At 73.9% G+C, this 15,743-nt stretch carries 16 protein-coding genes; all 16 read left to right on the top strand.

Annotated elements, in window-relative coordinates; all coding sequences use genetic code 11:
* Positions 1 to 33 precede the first annotated feature (33 nt).
* The 16 genes from hisG to DQE82_RS16070 all read left to right on the top strand — a co-directional run bounded on the left by hisG (position 34) and on the right by DQE82_RS16070 (position 15,741).
* On the top strand, positions 34 to 879 hold the full coding sequence (hisG, locus tag DQE82_RS16145) for an ATP phosphoribosyltransferase (RefSeq protein ID WP_113973133.1): 846 nt from the start codon (positions 34 to 36) through the stop codon (positions 877 to 879).
* Positions 876 to 1,838: a DMT family transporter gene (locus tag DQE82_RS16140; protein ID WP_113973132.1), complete on the top strand. Its 963-nt coding sequence runs from the start codon at positions 876 to 878 to the stop codon at positions 1,836 to 1,838. Before hisG ends, DQE82_RS16140 begins: the two co-directional genes overlap by 4 nt.
* On the top strand, positions 1,835 to 2,308 hold the full coding sequence (locus tag DQE82_RS16135) for a PH domain-containing protein (protein WP_030502474.1): 474 nt from the start codon (positions 1,835 to 1,837) through the stop codon (positions 2,306 to 2,308). Before DQE82_RS16140 ends, DQE82_RS16135 begins: the two co-directional genes overlap by 4 nt.
* 325 nt (positions 2,309 to 2,633) lie before the next feature.
* On the top strand, positions 2,634 to 3,281 hold the full coding sequence (gene infC, locus DQE82_RS16130) for a translation initiation factor IF-3 (protein ID WP_043324929.1): 648 nt from the start codon (positions 2,634 to 2,636) through the stop codon (positions 3,279 to 3,281).
* Positions 3,282 to 3,300: 19 nt separating this feature from the next.
* Positions 3,301 to 3,495 (top strand): 50S ribosomal protein L35, encoded by a 195-nt coding sequence (gene rpmI / locus DQE82_RS16125; RefSeq protein WP_026267805.1) that lies wholly within the window; start codon positions 3,301 to 3,303, stop codon positions 3,493 to 3,495.
* Positions 3,496 to 3,527: 32 nt separating this feature from the next.
* On the top strand, positions 3,528 to 3,920 hold the full coding sequence (gene rplT, locus DQE82_RS16120; protein WP_043324928.1) for a 50S ribosomal protein L20: 393 nt from the start codon (positions 3,528 to 3,530) through the stop codon (positions 3,918 to 3,920).
* 32 nt (positions 3,921 to 3,952) lie between these two features.
* A complete protein-coding gene (locus DQE82_RS16115; RefSeq protein WP_113973131.1) occupies positions 3,953 to 4,837 on the top strand; it encodes an RNA methyltransferase in 885 nt (294 codons plus the stop codon).
* A gap of 168 nt (positions 4,838 to 5,005) precedes the next feature.
* On the top strand, positions 5,006 to 6,067 hold the full coding sequence (gene pheS, locus DQE82_RS16110; protein ID WP_043324926.1) for a phenylalanine--tRNA ligase subunit alpha: 1,062 nt from the start codon (positions 5,006 to 5,008) through the stop codon (positions 6,065 to 6,067).
* Positions 6,068 to 6,093: 26 nt separating this feature from the next.
* Entirely contained in the window at positions 6,094 to 8,640 is a 2,547-nt protein-coding gene (gene pheT, locus DQE82_RS16105; RefSeq protein WP_064448493.1) for a phenylalanine--tRNA ligase subunit beta, read from the top strand.
* A gap of 171 nt (positions 8,641 to 8,811) precedes the next feature.
* The gene (argC, locus tag DQE82_RS16100) at positions 8,812 to 9,813 is read left to right on the top strand and encodes an N-acetyl-gamma-glutamyl-phosphate reductase (RefSeq protein ID WP_113973130.1); all 1,002 of its coding nucleotides are present in this window, start codon (positions 8,812 to 8,814) and stop codon (positions 9,811 to 9,813) included.
* The gene (gene argJ / locus DQE82_RS16095; protein ID WP_113973129.1) at positions 9,810 to 10,982 is read left to right on the top strand and encodes a bifunctional glutamate N-acetyltransferase/amino-acid acetyltransferase ArgJ; all 1,173 of its coding nucleotides are present in this window, start codon (positions 9,810 to 9,812) and stop codon (positions 10,980 to 10,982) included. The genes argC and argJ overlap by 4 nt, the downstream gene beginning before the upstream one ends.
* The gene (gene argB / locus DQE82_RS16090) at positions 10,979 to 11,866 is read left to right on the top strand and encodes an acetylglutamate kinase (RefSeq protein WP_043324923.1); all 888 of its coding nucleotides are present in this window, start codon (positions 10,979 to 10,981) and stop codon (positions 11,864 to 11,866) included. Before argJ ends, argB begins: the two co-directional genes overlap by 4 nt.
* Complete coding sequence (locus DQE82_RS16085; RefSeq protein ID WP_104114302.1) at positions 11,863 to 13,107, top strand: acetylornithine transaminase; 1,245 nt, start codon at positions 11,863 to 11,865, stop codon at positions 13,105 to 13,107. The genes argB and DQE82_RS16085 overlap by 4 nt, the downstream gene beginning before the upstream one ends.
* Positions 13,104 to 14,030, top strand: a complete 927-nt coding sequence (argF, locus tag DQE82_RS16080; protein ID WP_043324921.1) for an ornithine carbamoyltransferase — start codon at positions 13,104 to 13,106, stop codon at positions 14,028 to 14,030. Before DQE82_RS16085 ends, argF begins: the two co-directional genes overlap by 4 nt.
* Positions 14,027 to 14,539 carry an arginine repressor gene (locus tag DQE82_RS16075; protein ID WP_043324920.1) on the top strand — a complete coding sequence of 171 codons (513 nt, stop codon included), beginning with the start codon at positions 14,027 to 14,029 and terminating at the stop codon, positions 14,537 to 14,539. Before argF ends, DQE82_RS16075 begins: the two co-directional genes overlap by 4 nt.
* Positions 14,536 to 15,741, top strand: coding sequence for an argininosuccinate synthase (locus DQE82_RS16070; protein WP_113973128.1), 1,206 nt, complete (start codon positions 14,536 to 14,538; stop codon positions 15,739 to 15,741). The genes DQE82_RS16075 and DQE82_RS16070 overlap by 4 nt, the downstream gene beginning before the upstream one ends.
* The last annotated feature ends 2 nt before the right edge of the window (positions 15,742 to 15,743 follow it).

The following is a 15,743-nucleotide window of genomic DNA, read 5'->3' as shown; positions in this document are numbered from 1 at the left end:
GCTGATCATCCGATCGAACGAAGGAGCACTCCCATGCTGCGTGTCGCAGTACCCAACAAGGGCGCTCTGGCCGAGAAGGCGGCCCAGATGCTGCGCGAGGCGGGCTACCGCCAGCGCACCGACCCGAAGGACCTGGTCTGCCGGGACGAGCCCAACGACATCGAGTTCTTCTACCTGCGCCCCAAGGACATCGCCACCTACGTCGGCTCCGGTGACCTCGACGTCGGCATCACCGGGCGGGACCTGCTGATCGACTCCGGCGCTCCGGCCGAGGAGGTGGTGGACCTCGCCTTCGCCCAGGCCACCTTCCGGTTCGCCGCACGCCCGCAGGACGTGGACGACGTCCGGGATCTGGGCGGGCACCGGATCGCCACCGCGTACCCGGGTCTGGTCGAGCGGCACCTGGCCGAGCTGGGCGTCAAGGCCGACGTGATCCGCCTGGACGGCGCGGTGGAGAACGCCATCCGCCTCGGCGTGGCCGACGTGGTCGCCGACGTGGTGGAGACCGGCGCGACGCTGCGCCAGGCCGGCCTGGTGGTGTTCGGCGAGCCGCTGCTGCGTTCCTCGGCGGTGCTGGTCCGCCGCGCCGGCACGCCCGGCGGCGCCCAGCACGAGCAGCTGCTGCGCCGGCTGCACGGCGTCCTGGTCGCCCGGCGCTACGTGATGCTCGCCTACGACGTGCCGGCCGGCCTGCTCGACCGGGCCAGCTCGCTGACCCCCGGCATCGAGTCGCCGACGGTCTCGCCGCTGCACCGGGAGGGCTGGGTCGCGGTGCAGGCGATGGTGCTCCGCGACGACGTGCACCGGATCATGGACGAGCTGTACGAGCTGGGCGCCCGCGCGATCCTGGTCACCAACATCCACGCCTGCCGCCTGTGAGGCCGCTGCCGCTCCCGGCCGCGCTCGCGGTGGTCGTGGCCGGTGGCGTGGCCTCCGCCGCCCAGGGCGTGGTCAACGCCGAGATGGGGGAGCGGACCGGCGCCCCGGTCCTCGGCGCGGTCGTCAACAACCTCGGCGGCTGCCTGCTGGTGCTGGCCGGGATCGTGGCGCTGCCGTCGATGCGCGCCGGGCTGGCCGCGTTGCGCCGCTCCGGGCTGCCCTGGTGGACCTACCTGGGCGGGGTGGGCGGCGCGGTGATCGTGCTGGTCGCGCCGGTGGTGGTGCCCGTGCTCGGGGTGGCGGTGTTCACCATCGCCCAGGTGGCCGGCGGCAGCCTCGGCGGCCTGGCGGTGGACCGGGCCGGGCTGGCCGCGACCGGGCGGATGCCGCTCACCGTGCCCCGCGTCGGCGGGGCGGTGCTCGGCGTCGGCGCGGTCGCGCTCGCCCAGCTCGGCCGCCCGGTCGGCGAACTGGCGGTCGGGCTGGTGCTGCTCTGCGTCCTGGGCGGGCTGGCGGTGGCGACGCAGTCCGCGCTCAACGGCCGGGTCGCCGCCACCGTGGGCCCGGCCGCCGGGCTCGCCGTCAACTTCGCGGTCAGCACCGTGGTGATCGGCGCGGTGGCGGCGCTGACCGGCGCGCTCGCGAGCCAGCCCCGCTGGCCCGGCCAGTGGTGGCTCTACGCCGGCGGCCTGCTCGGCGTCGGCATCGTGCTCTCCCTGCTGGTCGGCGTACGCGCCGCCGGGGTGCTGCGCACCGGCCTGGCGCTGGTGGCCGGGCAGCTCGGTGGCGCGCTGCTGCTGGACCTGGTCCTACCCGGCGGGCCCGGCGTGCGGCTGCCGGTGCTGGCCGGCGCCCTGCTCACGCTGCTCGCCGTGGTGGTCACCAGCCTGCGCCGGCGCGGCCCGGACCGTGTGGCGGCCGAAGATGCGCGCGAACCGGATGGCAGACTGGTCGGGTGAGCGATTCCGTGGTGACCGTGCGACCCCGCCGCGTCCGGGTCGTGTGCTGGGTGTCGGCCGTCACGCTGTTCGTCGTGTTCAGCCTCGTCGCGACGTCGCTGACCGGCGCCACCGGCAACGGCTACGGCACGTTCCAGCGCGGCGACCAGTTCGCCATGATCGGCCTGGGCGTGTTCGGTGCGCTCGGCTTCCTGCTGTTCACCCGCCCGCGCGTGGTCGCCGACGCCAAGGGCGTCCGGGTGCGCAACGTGTTCAGCTCGTACGAGCTGCCGTGGGAGGTGATCCGCGGGGTCCGGTTCGACCGGGGCGCCCCGTGGGCCAGCCTGGAGCTGCACGACGACGACCTGCTCCCGATGGTCGCGTTGCAGGCCGCCGACAAGGAGAGCGCGGTCGAGGCGGTCCGCGCGTTGCGCCGGCTGCACCAGGCGCACCTGGCGGCGCTGTCCGCCGGCCAGTCGGCACCCCGCTGACCAGCGAGCCCGGTTTGGGCGGGCCTGGGCCGAGGGTGTAGTGTTGCGGAGTCGACCAGACTGCCCCCGTCCCTGACGCGCGGGCGGTCGTGAAGCGGAGCGCCCGCTCCCACCCGAGTCGCCGCCACGGTGGCCGGGTCCGGTCCCCGGTTTCGGGCACGTCCCGGCGCCGGATGCGCGATCCTGTGATCGTGCCGACCGGTCGAGTGGGCCCTGGCATATGCCGGGGCCTTCTGCTTTCCGGGTCGGCTCCCGCCCGGGAGCCCGCGGAGTCGGCACCGTAGGAGACTCGACTCGAGGAGGCCCCATCAGCGTCGAACCACGCGTGAACGAGCAGATCCGGGCACGTGAGGTCCGACTGGTCGGCCCTGAGGGTGAGCAGGTGGGCATCGTCCCGCTTGAGCGCGCCCTGCAGCTGGCCGCGGACGTCGACCTGGACCTGGTCGAGGTTGCGCCGATGGCGCGCCCGCCGGTGTGCAAGCTCATGGACTTCGGCAAGTTCAAGTACGAGAGCGCACTCAAGGCGCGCGAAGCGCGGCGTAACCAGCAGCAGACCGTCATCAAGGAGATGAAGCTCCGGCCGAAGATCGACCCGCACGACTACGAGACCAAGAAGGGTCACGTGGTGCGGTTCCTCAAGGCCGGCGACAAGGTCAAGGTGACGATCATGTTCCGCGGTCGGGAGCAGAGCCGCCCGGAGCTGGGTTACCGGCTCCTGCGCCGGCTCGAGTCCGAGATCACGGACCTGGGATACGTCGAGGCCGCTCCGAAGCAGGACGGCCGCAACATGATCATGGTTCTCGCTCCGCACCGGGCCGTCAAGGCCTCCGCGGTCGCCGCCACGGCGTCCCGCGGTGGACCGCGCGACCGGGCCGCGGAGGAACCGGCCGCTCCGGCCGGCGAGACCCCGGCGGCCGGCGACACCGCAGCAGCCGGCGAGACCGGTACGACCGCTGAGACCAGCGGCCAGTAACAGGGGAGAAGACGTTCCAATGCCGAAGATGAAGAGCCACACGGGTATGGGCAAGCGGGTCAAGGTGACCGGCAAGGGCAAGATCGTTGCCCAGCAGGCCGGCCTTCGCCACAACCTGGAGAAGAAGCCCAGCACCCAGACCCGTCGGCTGACCGGCACCGTCGAGCTGGCCAAGGCCGACGTCAAGCGCATCAAGAAGCTGCTCGGCCGCTGACGCGAGCCACCTGAACCGAAGAAGGAGTTGAGATGGCACGCGTCAAGCGGGCTGTGAACGCCCAGAAGAAGCGTCGTACCCTGCTGGAGACCGCGAGCGGTTACCGCGGTCAGCGCTCCCGGCTGTACCGCAAGGCCAAGGAGCAGGTGCTGCACTCGATGCAGTACTCCTACCGGGACCGTCGCGACCGCAAGGGCGACTTCCGGCAGCTCTGGATCCAGCGGATCAACGCCGGCGCCCGGGCCAACGGCCTGACCTACAACCGGCTGATCCAGGGCCTGCGCCTGGCCGGCATCGAGGTCGACCGGAAGATCCTGGCCGACATGGCCGTCAACGACGCCGCCTCGTTCGCGGCGATCGTCGAGCTGGCCCGCGCCGCCGTGGCGGCCGAGGGCACCGGTGGCGCCGCGGCTCAGGCCGCCTGACCCACCCCGTACGGCAGATCGAGGCGTCTCCCATGCAGTCACATCCGCAGGGGAGGCGTCTCGACGCCGTTCCCGGACCGTTCACCCCGCGTACCCCCAGGGTCGTGGCGGCCCGCCGGCTGCACCGCCGGCGCGACCGCGACCAGGCCGGCCGGTTCCTGGCCGAGGGGCCGCAGGCGGTCCGGGAGGCGCTGGCCCGCGCCGGCACCGTGGTGGAGCTGTTCGGCACCCCGGCGGCGCTCGACAGGTACGCCGACCTCGCCGCCGCGGCCGCCCGGGCCGACGTGCCCGTCTCCGAGGTGACCGACGACGCGCTGGCCGCGCTGGCCGAGACGGTCGCGCCGCAGGGACTGGTGGCGGTGTGCCGGCACCTCGACGTACCCCTGGCGCAGGCCGTGGCGCGCGGACCGCGACTGGTCGCGGTGCTCGCCGGGATCCGCGACCCGGGCAACGCCGGCACCGTGCTGCGCACCGCCGACGCGGCCGGGGCGGGCGCGGTGATCTTCGCTGGCGAGGCGGTCGACCCCTACAACGGCAAATGCGTGCGGGCCTCCGCCGGCAGCCTCTTCCACGTCGACGTGGTGCGCGCCGCCGACCCGCTCGCCGCCGTCGAGGCGCTGCGGGCCGCGGGCCTGAAGATCTTCGCCACCACCGGGTACGGCGACAGCGACCTGGACGACCTCGCCGACGCCGGAAGGCTGGCCGCGCCGACAGCGTGGCTGTTCGGATCGGAGGCGCACGGCCTGCCCGAGGAGCTGACCGCCGCCGCCGACGCCCGGGTCCGGGTGCCGCTGCACGGGCGCGCGGAGAGCCTGAACCTGGCTGCGGCTGCCGCCGTCTGCCTGTATTCTTCCGCCAGAGCACTGCGTGTCCCCCGGGGCGCGCGAGAGACAGCAGGGGAGTCCGCCTCGTCATGAACGCGCCACGGCGTTCGTTTAGCCAGCCCGCCGGTGTCGGCGGGCGGCGGGCCTGACCCTTCCCCCTGCACGACTCCCCACCGGCGGGCTGCGGCGAAGCCGCGCGTCCGTAGACTCGCCTAGCCACCCGTGAGGGTCGGCGCCGCCGTGAGGGAGTGCCCGTTCACCATGAGCTACCGCAACGATCCGTACGACCCGAAGCAGGTCGCCCTGCTCGACCCGGACGCCCTGGCCGGAGCAGTGGCCGACGCCGAGAAGGCGTTCGCCGACGCCACCGACCCGGACGCGCTCACCGCGCTGCGCCCCGCGCACCTCGGCGACCGGTCGCCGGTGTCGCTGGCGCGCCGGGAGATCGGCGCGCTGCCGCCGGCCGCGAAGGCCGACGCCGGCAAGCGGGTCAACGAGGCCCGCCGGGCGATCGAGTCCGCGTACGCCGCCCGGCAGGAGATCCTGGAGCGCGAGCAGGCCGAGCGGGTGCTGGTCGAGGAGCGGGTCGACGTGACCCTGCCGTACGACCGCCGGCCGCGTGGCGCCCGCCACCCGCTGAGCGTGCTGATGGAGCAGATCAGTGACCTGTTCATCGGCATGGGCTACGAGGTGGCCGAGGGTCCCGAGGTCGAGCTGGAGTGGACCAACTTCGACGCGCTGAACATCCCGGCCGACCACCCGGCGCGCGGCCTGATGGACACGTTCCACATCGCACCCGAGGGCTCGGGCCTGGTGCTGCGCACCCACACGTCGCCGGTGCAGGCGCGCACCATGCTCAGCCGCAAGCCGCCCATCTACGTGGTGGTGCCCGGCCGGGTCTACCGCACCGACGAGCTGGACGCCACCCACGCGCCGGTCTTCCACCAGGTCGAGGGCCTCGTGGTGGACAAGGGCATCACCATGGCGCACCTGCGCGGCACGCTCGACCACTTCGCCCGGGCCATGTTCGGCGAGGGCGCGAAGACCCGCTGGCGGCCGCACTACTTCCCGTTCACCGAGCCGTCGGCGGAGTTCGACGTCTGGTTCCCGGAGCACCGGGACGGTCCGCAGTGGGTCGAGTGGGGCGGCTGCGGCATGGTCAACCCGCGGGTGCTGCGCGCCTGCGGCATTGACCCGGAGGTCTACTCCGGATTCGCGTTCGGCATGGGCATCGACCGGACCGTGATGGTCCGGCACGGCGTCAGCGACATGCGGGACATGGCCGAGGGCGACGTGCGGTTCACCCGCGCGTTCGGCGCCTGAGCTACGGGAACGGTGGTTTAACAGTCATGCGAGTTTCTGTCAGTTGGCTGCGCGAGTACGTCGACCTGCCGGCCGACCTGCCCACCGGCGACCTGGAGCAGGCGCTGGTCGACCTCGGCATCGAGGTCGAGTCCGTGGTGGACCTGCGCGAGTCCGTCACCGGCCCGCTGGTCGTCGGCGAGGTACTGGAGATCGAGGAGCTGACCGGCTTCAAGAAGCCGATCCGCTTCTGCCGGGTCGACGTCGGCGCCGCGAACGGCACCGGCGAGCCGCAGGAGATCGTCTGCGGGGCGCGCAACTTCGCCCAGGGCGACAAGGTCGTGGTGATCCTCCCCGGCGGCGTGCTGCCCGGCGGGTTCGCGATCGGCGCGCGCAAGACGTACGGGCGCAACTCCCACGGCATGATCTGCTCGGCCCAGGAGCTGGGACTGGGCGACGACCACTCGGGCATCGTCGTGCTGCCCGAGGACGTCAAGGCCCAGCCCGGCGACGACGCCCGGCCCGTCGTCGGCCTGGACGACGTCGTGGTCGAGATGGAGATCACCCCGGACCGCGGGTACGCGCTGAGCGTGCGCGGCATCGCCCGGGAGCTGTCGCACGCGCTCGGCGTGCCGTTCCGCGACCCGGCCGACGCGCCAGCGCCCGGCGCGACCGCCGAGCCCGCGTACCCGGTGGAGGTCCGTGACCCGGTCGGCTGCGACCGGTTCGCGGCGCGGATGGTGCGCGGCGTCGACCCGACCGTGGAGACGCCGGGCTGGATGCGGCAGCGGCTCACCGTGGCCGGCGTGCGCAGCATCTCGCTCGCGGTCGACATCACCAACTACCTGATGCTCGAACTCGGCCAGCCGATGCACGCCTTCGACGCGGACCGGATCGCCGGGCCGCTCGTGGTGCGCCGCGCCGAGGCGGGGGAGAAGCTGACCACGCTGGACGGGGTGAGCCGGACGCTGTCCGCCGAGGACCTGGTGATCTGCGACGACACGGGTCCGATCTCGCTGGCCGCGGTGATGGGCGGTGAGACCAGCGAGGTGCTCGCCTCCACCACGAACGTGCTGTTCGAGGCGGCGCACTGGGATCCGGCGACCGTCGGCCGTACCGCGCGGCGGCACAAGCTGTTCAGCGAGGCGGCGAAGCGGTGGGAGCGGGGCGTCGACCCGGCGCTGCCGCTGGTCGCGCTGGACAAGGCGGTCCGGCTGCTCACCGACCTCGCCGGCGGCACGGCCGGCGACGAGGTGCTCGACATCGACCACGTCGCGCCGCGTACGCCGGTGACGCTGCCGGTGGACCTGCCGTCGCGGCGGGTCGGCGTGTCCTACTCGCCGGACCGCGTGGTGGAGCTGCTGGAGCAGGTCGGTTGCACAGTCACGCGCGGCGCGGACCGGCTCGCCGAGGACCCGGGCACGGCCGGGGTCGGCTCCGGCGAGGGTGAGGTGCTGACCGTGACGCCGCCGAGCTGGCGTCCCGACCTGACCGACCCGGCCGACCTGGTGGAGGAGGTGGTACGCCTCGACGGCTACGACCGGGTGCCGTCGGTGCTGCCCACCGCGCCGCCCGGCCGGGGCCTGACCTGGCAGCAGCAGCGCCGCCGGGCCGTCGCCCGCTCGCTCGCCGAGCGCGGCTACGTCGAGGTGCTGGCGCAGCCGTTCGTCGCGCCGGAACTGGTCGACCAGCTCGGCCTGCCCGCCGACGACCCGCGCCGCCCCGCGGTACGCCTGGCGAACCCGCTGTCGGAGGAGGAGCCGCTGCTGCGCACCACGCTGCTCGGCCCGCTGCTCGGCATCGTCAGGCGCAACGTCGGCCGGGGTCAGCGGGACGTGGCGATCTACGAGATCGGCACCGTCTTCCACCCGCGCCCCGGCGCCGGCGCCCCGCCCGCGATGGGCGTGGACCGGCGGCCCACCGACGAGGAGTTCGCCGCCGCCGACGCGGTGGTACCTGCCCAGCCGCGGCACGTCGCGGTCGCGCTGACCGGCGAGATCGAGCCGGCTGGCTGGTGGGGCGCGGGCCGCGCGGCCGGCTGGGCCGACGCGATCGAGGCGGGCCGGGCCGTGCTCGACGCCGCCGGGATCCCCGCCGACCGGGTGACGGTACGGGCCGGCGAGCGCGCGCCCTGGCACCCGGGCCGCTGCGCCGAACTGGTGGTGGACGACGTGGTCGTCGGCCACGCCGGTGAGCTGCACCCGGCCGTGCTGGCCGCGCTGGAGCTGCCCCGGCGGACCAGCGCCATGGAACTGGACCTGGACGCGCTGCCCGCCGCCCCCCTGGTCGCCGGCCCGACCATCTCCACGTTCCCGCCGGCGCTGATCGACGTGGCGCTCGTGGTGGACGACGCGGTGCCGGCCGCCGAGGTGCGGGCGGCGCTGGTCGAGGGCGCGGGCGCGCTGCTGGAGGACGTCCGCCTGTTCGACGTCTACACCTCCGAGCAGCTCGGCGAGGGGCGCAAGTCGCTGGCGTACAAGCTGACGTTCCGCGCCCCGGACCGGACCCTGGCGGGCGAGGAGGCGGTGGCGGCGCGCGACGCGGCGGTCGCTGTCGCCGCCGAGCGCTTCGGCGCCACCCTGCGCGGCGCCTGAAAGGAGGGGCCCCCTCTTAACGCCTCCGGTAGAGGAGGGGGCCCCTTTTAACACCGCGCGCACGCGAGCCGCCCGTGAACGTTGTCTCATGGCTATGCAGCGCGCCGTATGACCTTGCGATGAGGTCGCCCCGACCGGTACCCTTCTCTGCATAGTCATGCGGAGGTGGGTATGGGCATTCGAACAGTGGTGGCCGGGGCGAGTGGATACGCCGGGGGCGAACTGCTGCGCCTGCTCGCCGGTCACCCCGAGTTCGAGCTGATCGCCGCCACCGCGCACACCCAGGCTGGTCAGCCGGTCACCGCCGTACACCCGCAGCTCGCCGGCCTGGACCTGGTCTTCGCCGCGACCGAACCGGCGACCCTGGCCGACGCGGACCTGGTGTTCCTGGCCCTGCCGCACGGGCAGTCCGCGGCGCTCGCCGCGGCGCTGCCCGGCACGGTCAAGGTGGTCGACCTGGGCGCGGACCACCGGCTGCGCGACGCCGGCGCCTGGTCCCGCTACTACGGCGGGGAGCACGCCGGCGCCTGGACCTACGGGCTGCCCGAGCTGCCCGGCCAGCGGGCCGAGATCGCCGCCGCGTCGCGGGTCGCCAGCACCGGCTGCTACGCGGTGGCGACCACGCTGGCGCTGGCGCCGCTGATCGCGGCCGGCGCGGTACGCCCCGACGACGTGGTGGTGGTCGCCGCCTCCGGCACCTCCGGCGCGGGCCGGGCCGCCAAGGCCCACCTGCTCGGCAGCGAGGTGATGGGCGACCTGTCGCCCTACAAGGTGGGCGCGCACCAGCACGTGCCGGAGATCAAGCAGGCCACCGGCGCGACCGGCCTGTCCTTCACCCCGGTGCTCGCGCCGATGCCCCGGGGCATCCTGGCCACCGTCACCGCCGTGCCCACCGGCGACGCCGACCCGCGCGCGGTGCTGGCCGCCGCGTACGCCGACGCGCCGTTCGTGCACGTGCTGCCCGAGGGCGCGTGGCCGCACACCGCCGCCACCGCCGGCTCGAACGCCTGCCACCTCCAGGCGACGGTGGACGTCGACTCGGGGCGGGTGATCGTGGTCAGCGCGATCGACAACCTGGGCAAGGGCGCGGCCGGCCAGGCCGTGCAGAACGCCAACCTGATGGTGGGTCTCCCGGAGACCACCGGTCTGTCCGTGTTTGGAGTGGCCCCGTGAGCGTCACCGTCCCCCGTGGGTTCCGCGCCGCAGGTGTCGCGGCCGGACTGAAGTCTTCCGGCGCGCCCGACGTCGCCCTTGTGATCAACGACGGCCCGGACGCCGGTGTGGCGGGTGTCTTCACCGCCAACCGGGTCAAGGCCGCGCCGGTGCTGTGGAGCCAGCAGGTCGTGCACGGCGGCGTCGTGCGCGCCGTGGTGCTCAACTCCGGCGGCGCGAACGCCTGCACCGGCCCGGCCGGCTTCCAGGACACCCACGCCACCGCCGAGCACACCGCCGCCGCGATCACCGCGGCGAACGCGCGGCTCATCGTCGGCGCGGGCGAGGTCGCTGTGTGCTCGACCGGCCTGATCGGCGAGCGGCTGCCGATGGACAAGCTGCTTCCCGGCGTACGCGACGCGGTGCGCGGCCTGTCCCGCGACGGCGGCCCGGCGGCCGCCGAGGCCATCATGACCACCGACACCCGGCCCAAGACGACAGTGGCGCAGGGTACGGGCTGGACCGTCGGCGGCATGGCCAAGGGCGCGGGCATGCTCGCCCCGGCCATGGCCACGATGCTCTGCGTGCTCACCACCGACGCGGTGGCCGGGCCGGACGCCCTGGACGCCGCGCTGCGCGCCGCCACCCGGATCACGTTCGACCGGATCGACTCCGACGGCTGCATGTCCACCAACGACACGGTGCTGCTGCTGGCCAGCGGCGCGTCCGGCATCGAGCCGACCGCCGAGGAGCTGACCGCCGCGGTCACCGCCGCCTGCCACGACCTGGCCCAGCAGCTCCTGGCCGACGCGGAGGGCGCGACCAAGGAGGTCGCGATCGAGGTGGTCGGCGCGGCCAGCGAGGACGACGCGGTCGAGGTGGGCCGTACGGTGGCCCGCAACAACCTGGTCAAGACCGCGCTGTTCGGCAACGACCCGAACTGGGGCCGCATCCTCGCCGCGGTCGGCACCACCACCGCCGTGTTCGAGCCGGACGGCGTCGACGTCGCGGTCAACGGCATCTGGGTGTGCCGGGGCGGCGCCGCCGCCGAGGACCGCGCCAAGGTGGACCTCACCGGCCGCGGCGTCACCGTCCGGATCGACCTGCACGCCGGCGTCGACACCGCCACCATCTGGACCAACGACCTGTCCCACGCGTACGTACACGAGAACTCGGCCTATTCCACATGAACTTGAGTGCTGACCTCACCCGGGCCCAGGCCAAGGCCGCCACGCTGATCGAGGCGCTGCCCTGGCTGGCCCGTTTCTCCGGCGCCACCGTCGTGGTCAAGTACGGCGGCAACGCCATGGTCGACCCGGAACTGCAGCGGGCGTTTGCCGCCGACATGGTGTTCCTGCGCTACGCCGGCCTGAAGCCGGTGGTGGTGCACGGCGGCGGCCCGCAGATCTCCGCCATGCTCGGCCGGCTCGGCATCGCCAGCGAGTTCCGGGGCGGCCTGCGGGTCACCACCCCGGAGGCGATGGACGTGGTCCGGATGGTCCTGGTCGGCCAGGTCGGCCGGGAACTGGTCGGGCTGATCAACGCGCACGGCCCGTACGCGGTCGGCCTCTCCGGCGAGGACGCCGGGCTGTTCACCGCCGTGCGCCGTCCCGCGTACGTGGACGGCGAAGCGGTCGACGTGGGCCAGGTGGGCGACGTGGAGTCGGTGAACGTCTCGGCGGTCACCGACCTGATCGCCGCCGGCCGGATCCCGGTCATCTCGACAGTCGCGCCGGACGCCGACGGGGTGCTGCACAACCTCAACGCGGACACCGCCGCCGCCGCGCTCGCGGTGGCGCTGGACGCCCGCAAGCTGGTCGTGCTGACCGACGTGCCCGGCCTGTACGCCGACTGGCCGGACACGTCCAGCCTGGTCAGCGAGATCACCGCGGACGACCTGGCGAAGCTGCTGCCGTCCCTGGAGTCGGGCATGGTCCCGAAGATGGAGGCCTGCCTGCGGGCGGTGCGCGGGGGAGTGCCCGCCGCGCACGTCGTCGACGGCCGGGTCGCCCACTCCACGCTGCTGGAAGTGTTCACGTCGGAGGGCTTCGGAACCATGGTGATCGACTCATGAGCACGCTGGTGCAGCGGTGGAACGCCACCATGATGGACAACTACGGCACGCCGCCGCTGGCGCTCGTCTCCGGCTCCGGCGCCGTCGTGACCGACGAGACCGGCCGGGAGTACGTCGACCTGCTCGGCGGCATCGCCGTCAACGCGCTCGGCCACGCCCACCCGGCGGTGGTGGCCGCCGTCAGCAAGCAGGTCGCGACGCTCGGGCACGTGTCCAACCTGTTCGTCGCCGAGCCGCCGGTGGCGCTGGCCGAGCTGCTGCTCGCGCTGGCCGGCCGCCCCGGCCGGGTGTTCTTCGCCAACTCCGGCGCGGAGGCCAACGAGGCGGCGTTCAAACTGTCCCGGCTCACCGGCCGCCGGCACGTGGTCGCCACCCACGGCGGCTTCCACGGCCGGACCATGGGCGCGCTGGCGCTGACCGGGCAGCCCGCCAAGGCCGACCCGTTCCGCCCGCTACCAGGCGACGTGACGCACGTGCCGTTCGGCGACGCCGACGCGCTGGCCGAGGCGGTCACCGACGACACCGCCATGCTGATCATCGAGCCGATCCAGGGCGAGAACGGCGTGGTCGTCCCGCCGCCCGGCTACCTCGCCGCGGCCCGGCGGATCACCGCCGCGCACGGCGCGCTGCTGGTGCTGGACGAGGTGCAGACCGGCATCGGCCGGACCGGCCACTGGTTCGCCCACCAGGCCGAGGGAGTCGAGCCGGACGTCATCACGCTCGCCAAGGGCCTCGGCGGCGGCCTGCCGCTGGGCGCCTGCCTGGCCTTCGGCCGGGCCGCCGACCTGCTCACCCCCGGCTCGCACGGCACCACGTTCGGCGGCAATCCGATCAGCTGCGCCGCCGCGCTCGCGGTCGTCTCCACGATCGCGCACGAGGGCCTGCTCGACCACGTCAAGCGCGTCGGCGAGCGGCTGCGGCGCGGCGTCGAGGCGCTCGGTCACCCGCTGGTCCGTGAGGTGCGCGGCGCCGGCCTGCTGCTCGGCATCGTGCTCGACCAGCCGGTCTCCGCCGCCGCGGCGGCAGCGCTGCGCGACGCGGGTTTCCTGGTGAACCCGGTGCAGCCGGACGTGATCCGGCTCGCCCCGCCGCTGATCCTCACCGTGGCGCAGGCCGACGCCTTCGTCGCCGCGCTGCCCGCCGCGCTGTCCGCCGCCGCGCCGCACCCTTCCACCGACGCCGCAGCGACCGCCGACGACGCCGCGTCCGACGCCACGACCCCGACGGAGGCTCCCGCATGATCCGCCACTTCCTGCGCGACGACGACCTCACGCCCGCCGAGCAGGCCGCCGTGCTCGACCTCGCCGCCCGGATGAAGACCGACCGGTACGGCCACCAGCCGCTGGCCGGACCGAAGTCGGTGGCGGTGCTGTTCGACAAGCAGAGCCTGCGGACCCGGATCTCGTTCGACGTGGGCATCGCCGAACTGGGCGGGCACCCGCTGGTGGTGGACACCCAGGTCACCCACTTCGGCCGCGGCGAGACGCTCGCCGACGCCGGCCGGGTGCTGTCCCGCTACGTCGCCGCGATCGTGCTGCGCACCCACGGCGACGACCGGATCGCCGAGGTCGCCGAGCACGCCACGGTGCCGGTGGTCAACGCGCTCACCGACACGTACCACCCCTGCCAGATGCTGGCCGACCTGCTCACCGTGCGGGAGCGCTTCGGCGGCACCGCCGGGCGGATCCTCGCGTACGTGGGCGACGCGGCGAACAACATGGCCCACTCGTACCTGCTGGCCGGCGCGACCGCCGGGATGCACGTGCGGATCGCCGGCCCGGCCGGGTTCCAGCCGGACCCGGAGATCGTGGCCCGCGCGGAGAAGATCGCCGCCACCACCGGCGGCTCGGTCCAGGTGCTCACCGACCCGGCCGAGGCGGTACGCGGCGCGCACGTCGTCGCCACCGACACCTGGACGTCGATGGGACAGGAGGCCGACGGGCTGGACCGGATCACGCCGTTCCTGCCGTACCAGGTCAACGCCGCGCTGCTCGGCCACGCCGACGCCGACGTGATCGTGCTGCACTGCCTGCCCGCCCACCGGGGCGAGGAGATCACCGACGAGGCGCTCGACGGCCCGCACAGCGCGGTGTTCGACCAGGCGGAGAATCGGCTGCACGCCCAGAAGGCGCTGCTGACGTTTCTCCTGGAGGAATCCGCATGACCGCTCCGCTGACCCGCGCCGCGCGGCACGCCCGCATCGTCGAGCTGATCCGCGACACCCCGATCCACTCGCAGACCGAGCTGGCCGACCTGCTCGCCGGCGACGGCATCCAGGTCACCCAGGCCACGCTGTCGCGGGACCTGAAGGAACTGGGGGCGGTGACCGCGCGCGGCGGTGACGGGCGGGGCGTCTACCTGATCCCGGAGGACGGGCACCGGCCGCTGCGCGACGCCGAGGGCGCGCCGGCCCGGCTGGTCCGGCTGCTGCGTGAGCTGCTCAACGGCGTCGACTCCAGCGGCAACATCGCGGTGCTGCGCACCCCGCCGGGCGCGGCCCAGTACCTCGCCAGCGCGCTGGACCGGGCCGGCCTCACCGAGATCGTCGGCACCATCGCCGGCGACGACACCATCCTCGTCGTGGCCCGGGAGGCCGACGGCGGGGCGGCGCTGGGCGAGCGGCTCGCCGCCTGGGCCCGCCGGGACGACACAGTCGAAGGGAGCACGACGTGACCGAGCGGGTCGTGCTGGCGTACTCCGGGGGCCTGGACACCTCGGTCGCCATTCCGTACCTGGCCGAGCAGACCGGCGCGGAGATCATCGCGGTGGCGGTCGACGTCGGCCAGGGCGGCGAGGACATGGCCGTGATCCGGCAGCGCGCGCTCGACTGCGGCGCGGTCGAGGCCGAGGTGGTGGACGCGCGCGACGAGTTCGCCGCCGACTACTGCCTGCCGGCCATCCGGGCCAACGCCCTCTACATGGACCGGTACCCGCTGGTGTCCGCGCTGTCCCGGCCGCTGATCGTCAAGCACCTGGTCGCCGCGGCGCGCGCCCACGGCGGCACGATCGTGTCGCACGGCTGCACCGGCAAGGGCAACGACCAGGTCCGCTTCGAGGTCGGCCTGGGCGCGCTCGCGCCCGACCTGAAGGTGATCGCCCCGGCCCGGGACTTCGCCTGGACCCGGGACAAGGCGATCGCGTTCGCCGAGGAGAAGGGGCTGCCGATCGACGTGTCGGCGAAGTCGCCGTACTCGATCGACCAGAACCTGTGGGGCCGCGCGGTGGAGACCGGCTTCCTGGAGGACATCTGGAACGCCCCGGTCGAGGACCTCTACGCGTACACCGTCGACCCGGCGTCGGAACGCGACCCGGACGACGTGGTGCTCACGTTCGACGCCGGCGTCCCGGTCGCGATCGACGGCGAGACGGTCACCCCGTACGAGGCGATCCGGGAGCTGAACCGGCGCGCCGGGGCGCACGGCGTGGGCCGGCTCGACATGGTCGAGGACCGGCTGGTCGGCATCAAGAGCCGCGAGGTGTACGAGGCACCCGGCGCGGTCGCGCTGATCACCGCCCACCAGGAGCTGGAGGCGGTGACAGTCGAGCGGGACCTGGCCCGGTTCAAGCGCGGCGTCGACCAGCGCTGGGGTGAGCTGGTCTACGACGGGCTCTGGTTCTCGCCGCTGAAGCGCGCGCTGGACGCGTTCATCGACGACGCGCAGCGGCACGTCAGCGGCGAGGTGCGGCTGCGGCTGCACGGCGGCCGGGCCGTGGTGACCGGCCGGCGTTCCGAGGCGAGCCTGTACGACTTCGGCCTCGCCACGTACGACACCGGTGACACGTTCGACCAGTCGCTGGCGAAGGGTTTCGTGCAGTTGTGGGGCCTGCCCAGCCGGATGGCGGCGGCGCGGGACGCCCGGATGGGAGGAGTCTGATG

Origin of the sequence: Micromonospora sp. LHW51205 (genome assembly GCF_003315815.1) — a bacterium.
GTDB classification, from domain to species: Bacteria; Actinomycetota; Actinomycetes; order Mycobacteriales; family Micromonosporaceae; genus Micromonospora; species Micromonospora chalcea.
Note: the sequence above shows the minus strand (reverse complement) of the source record. Positions and strands in the feature narration are given on the sequence as shown.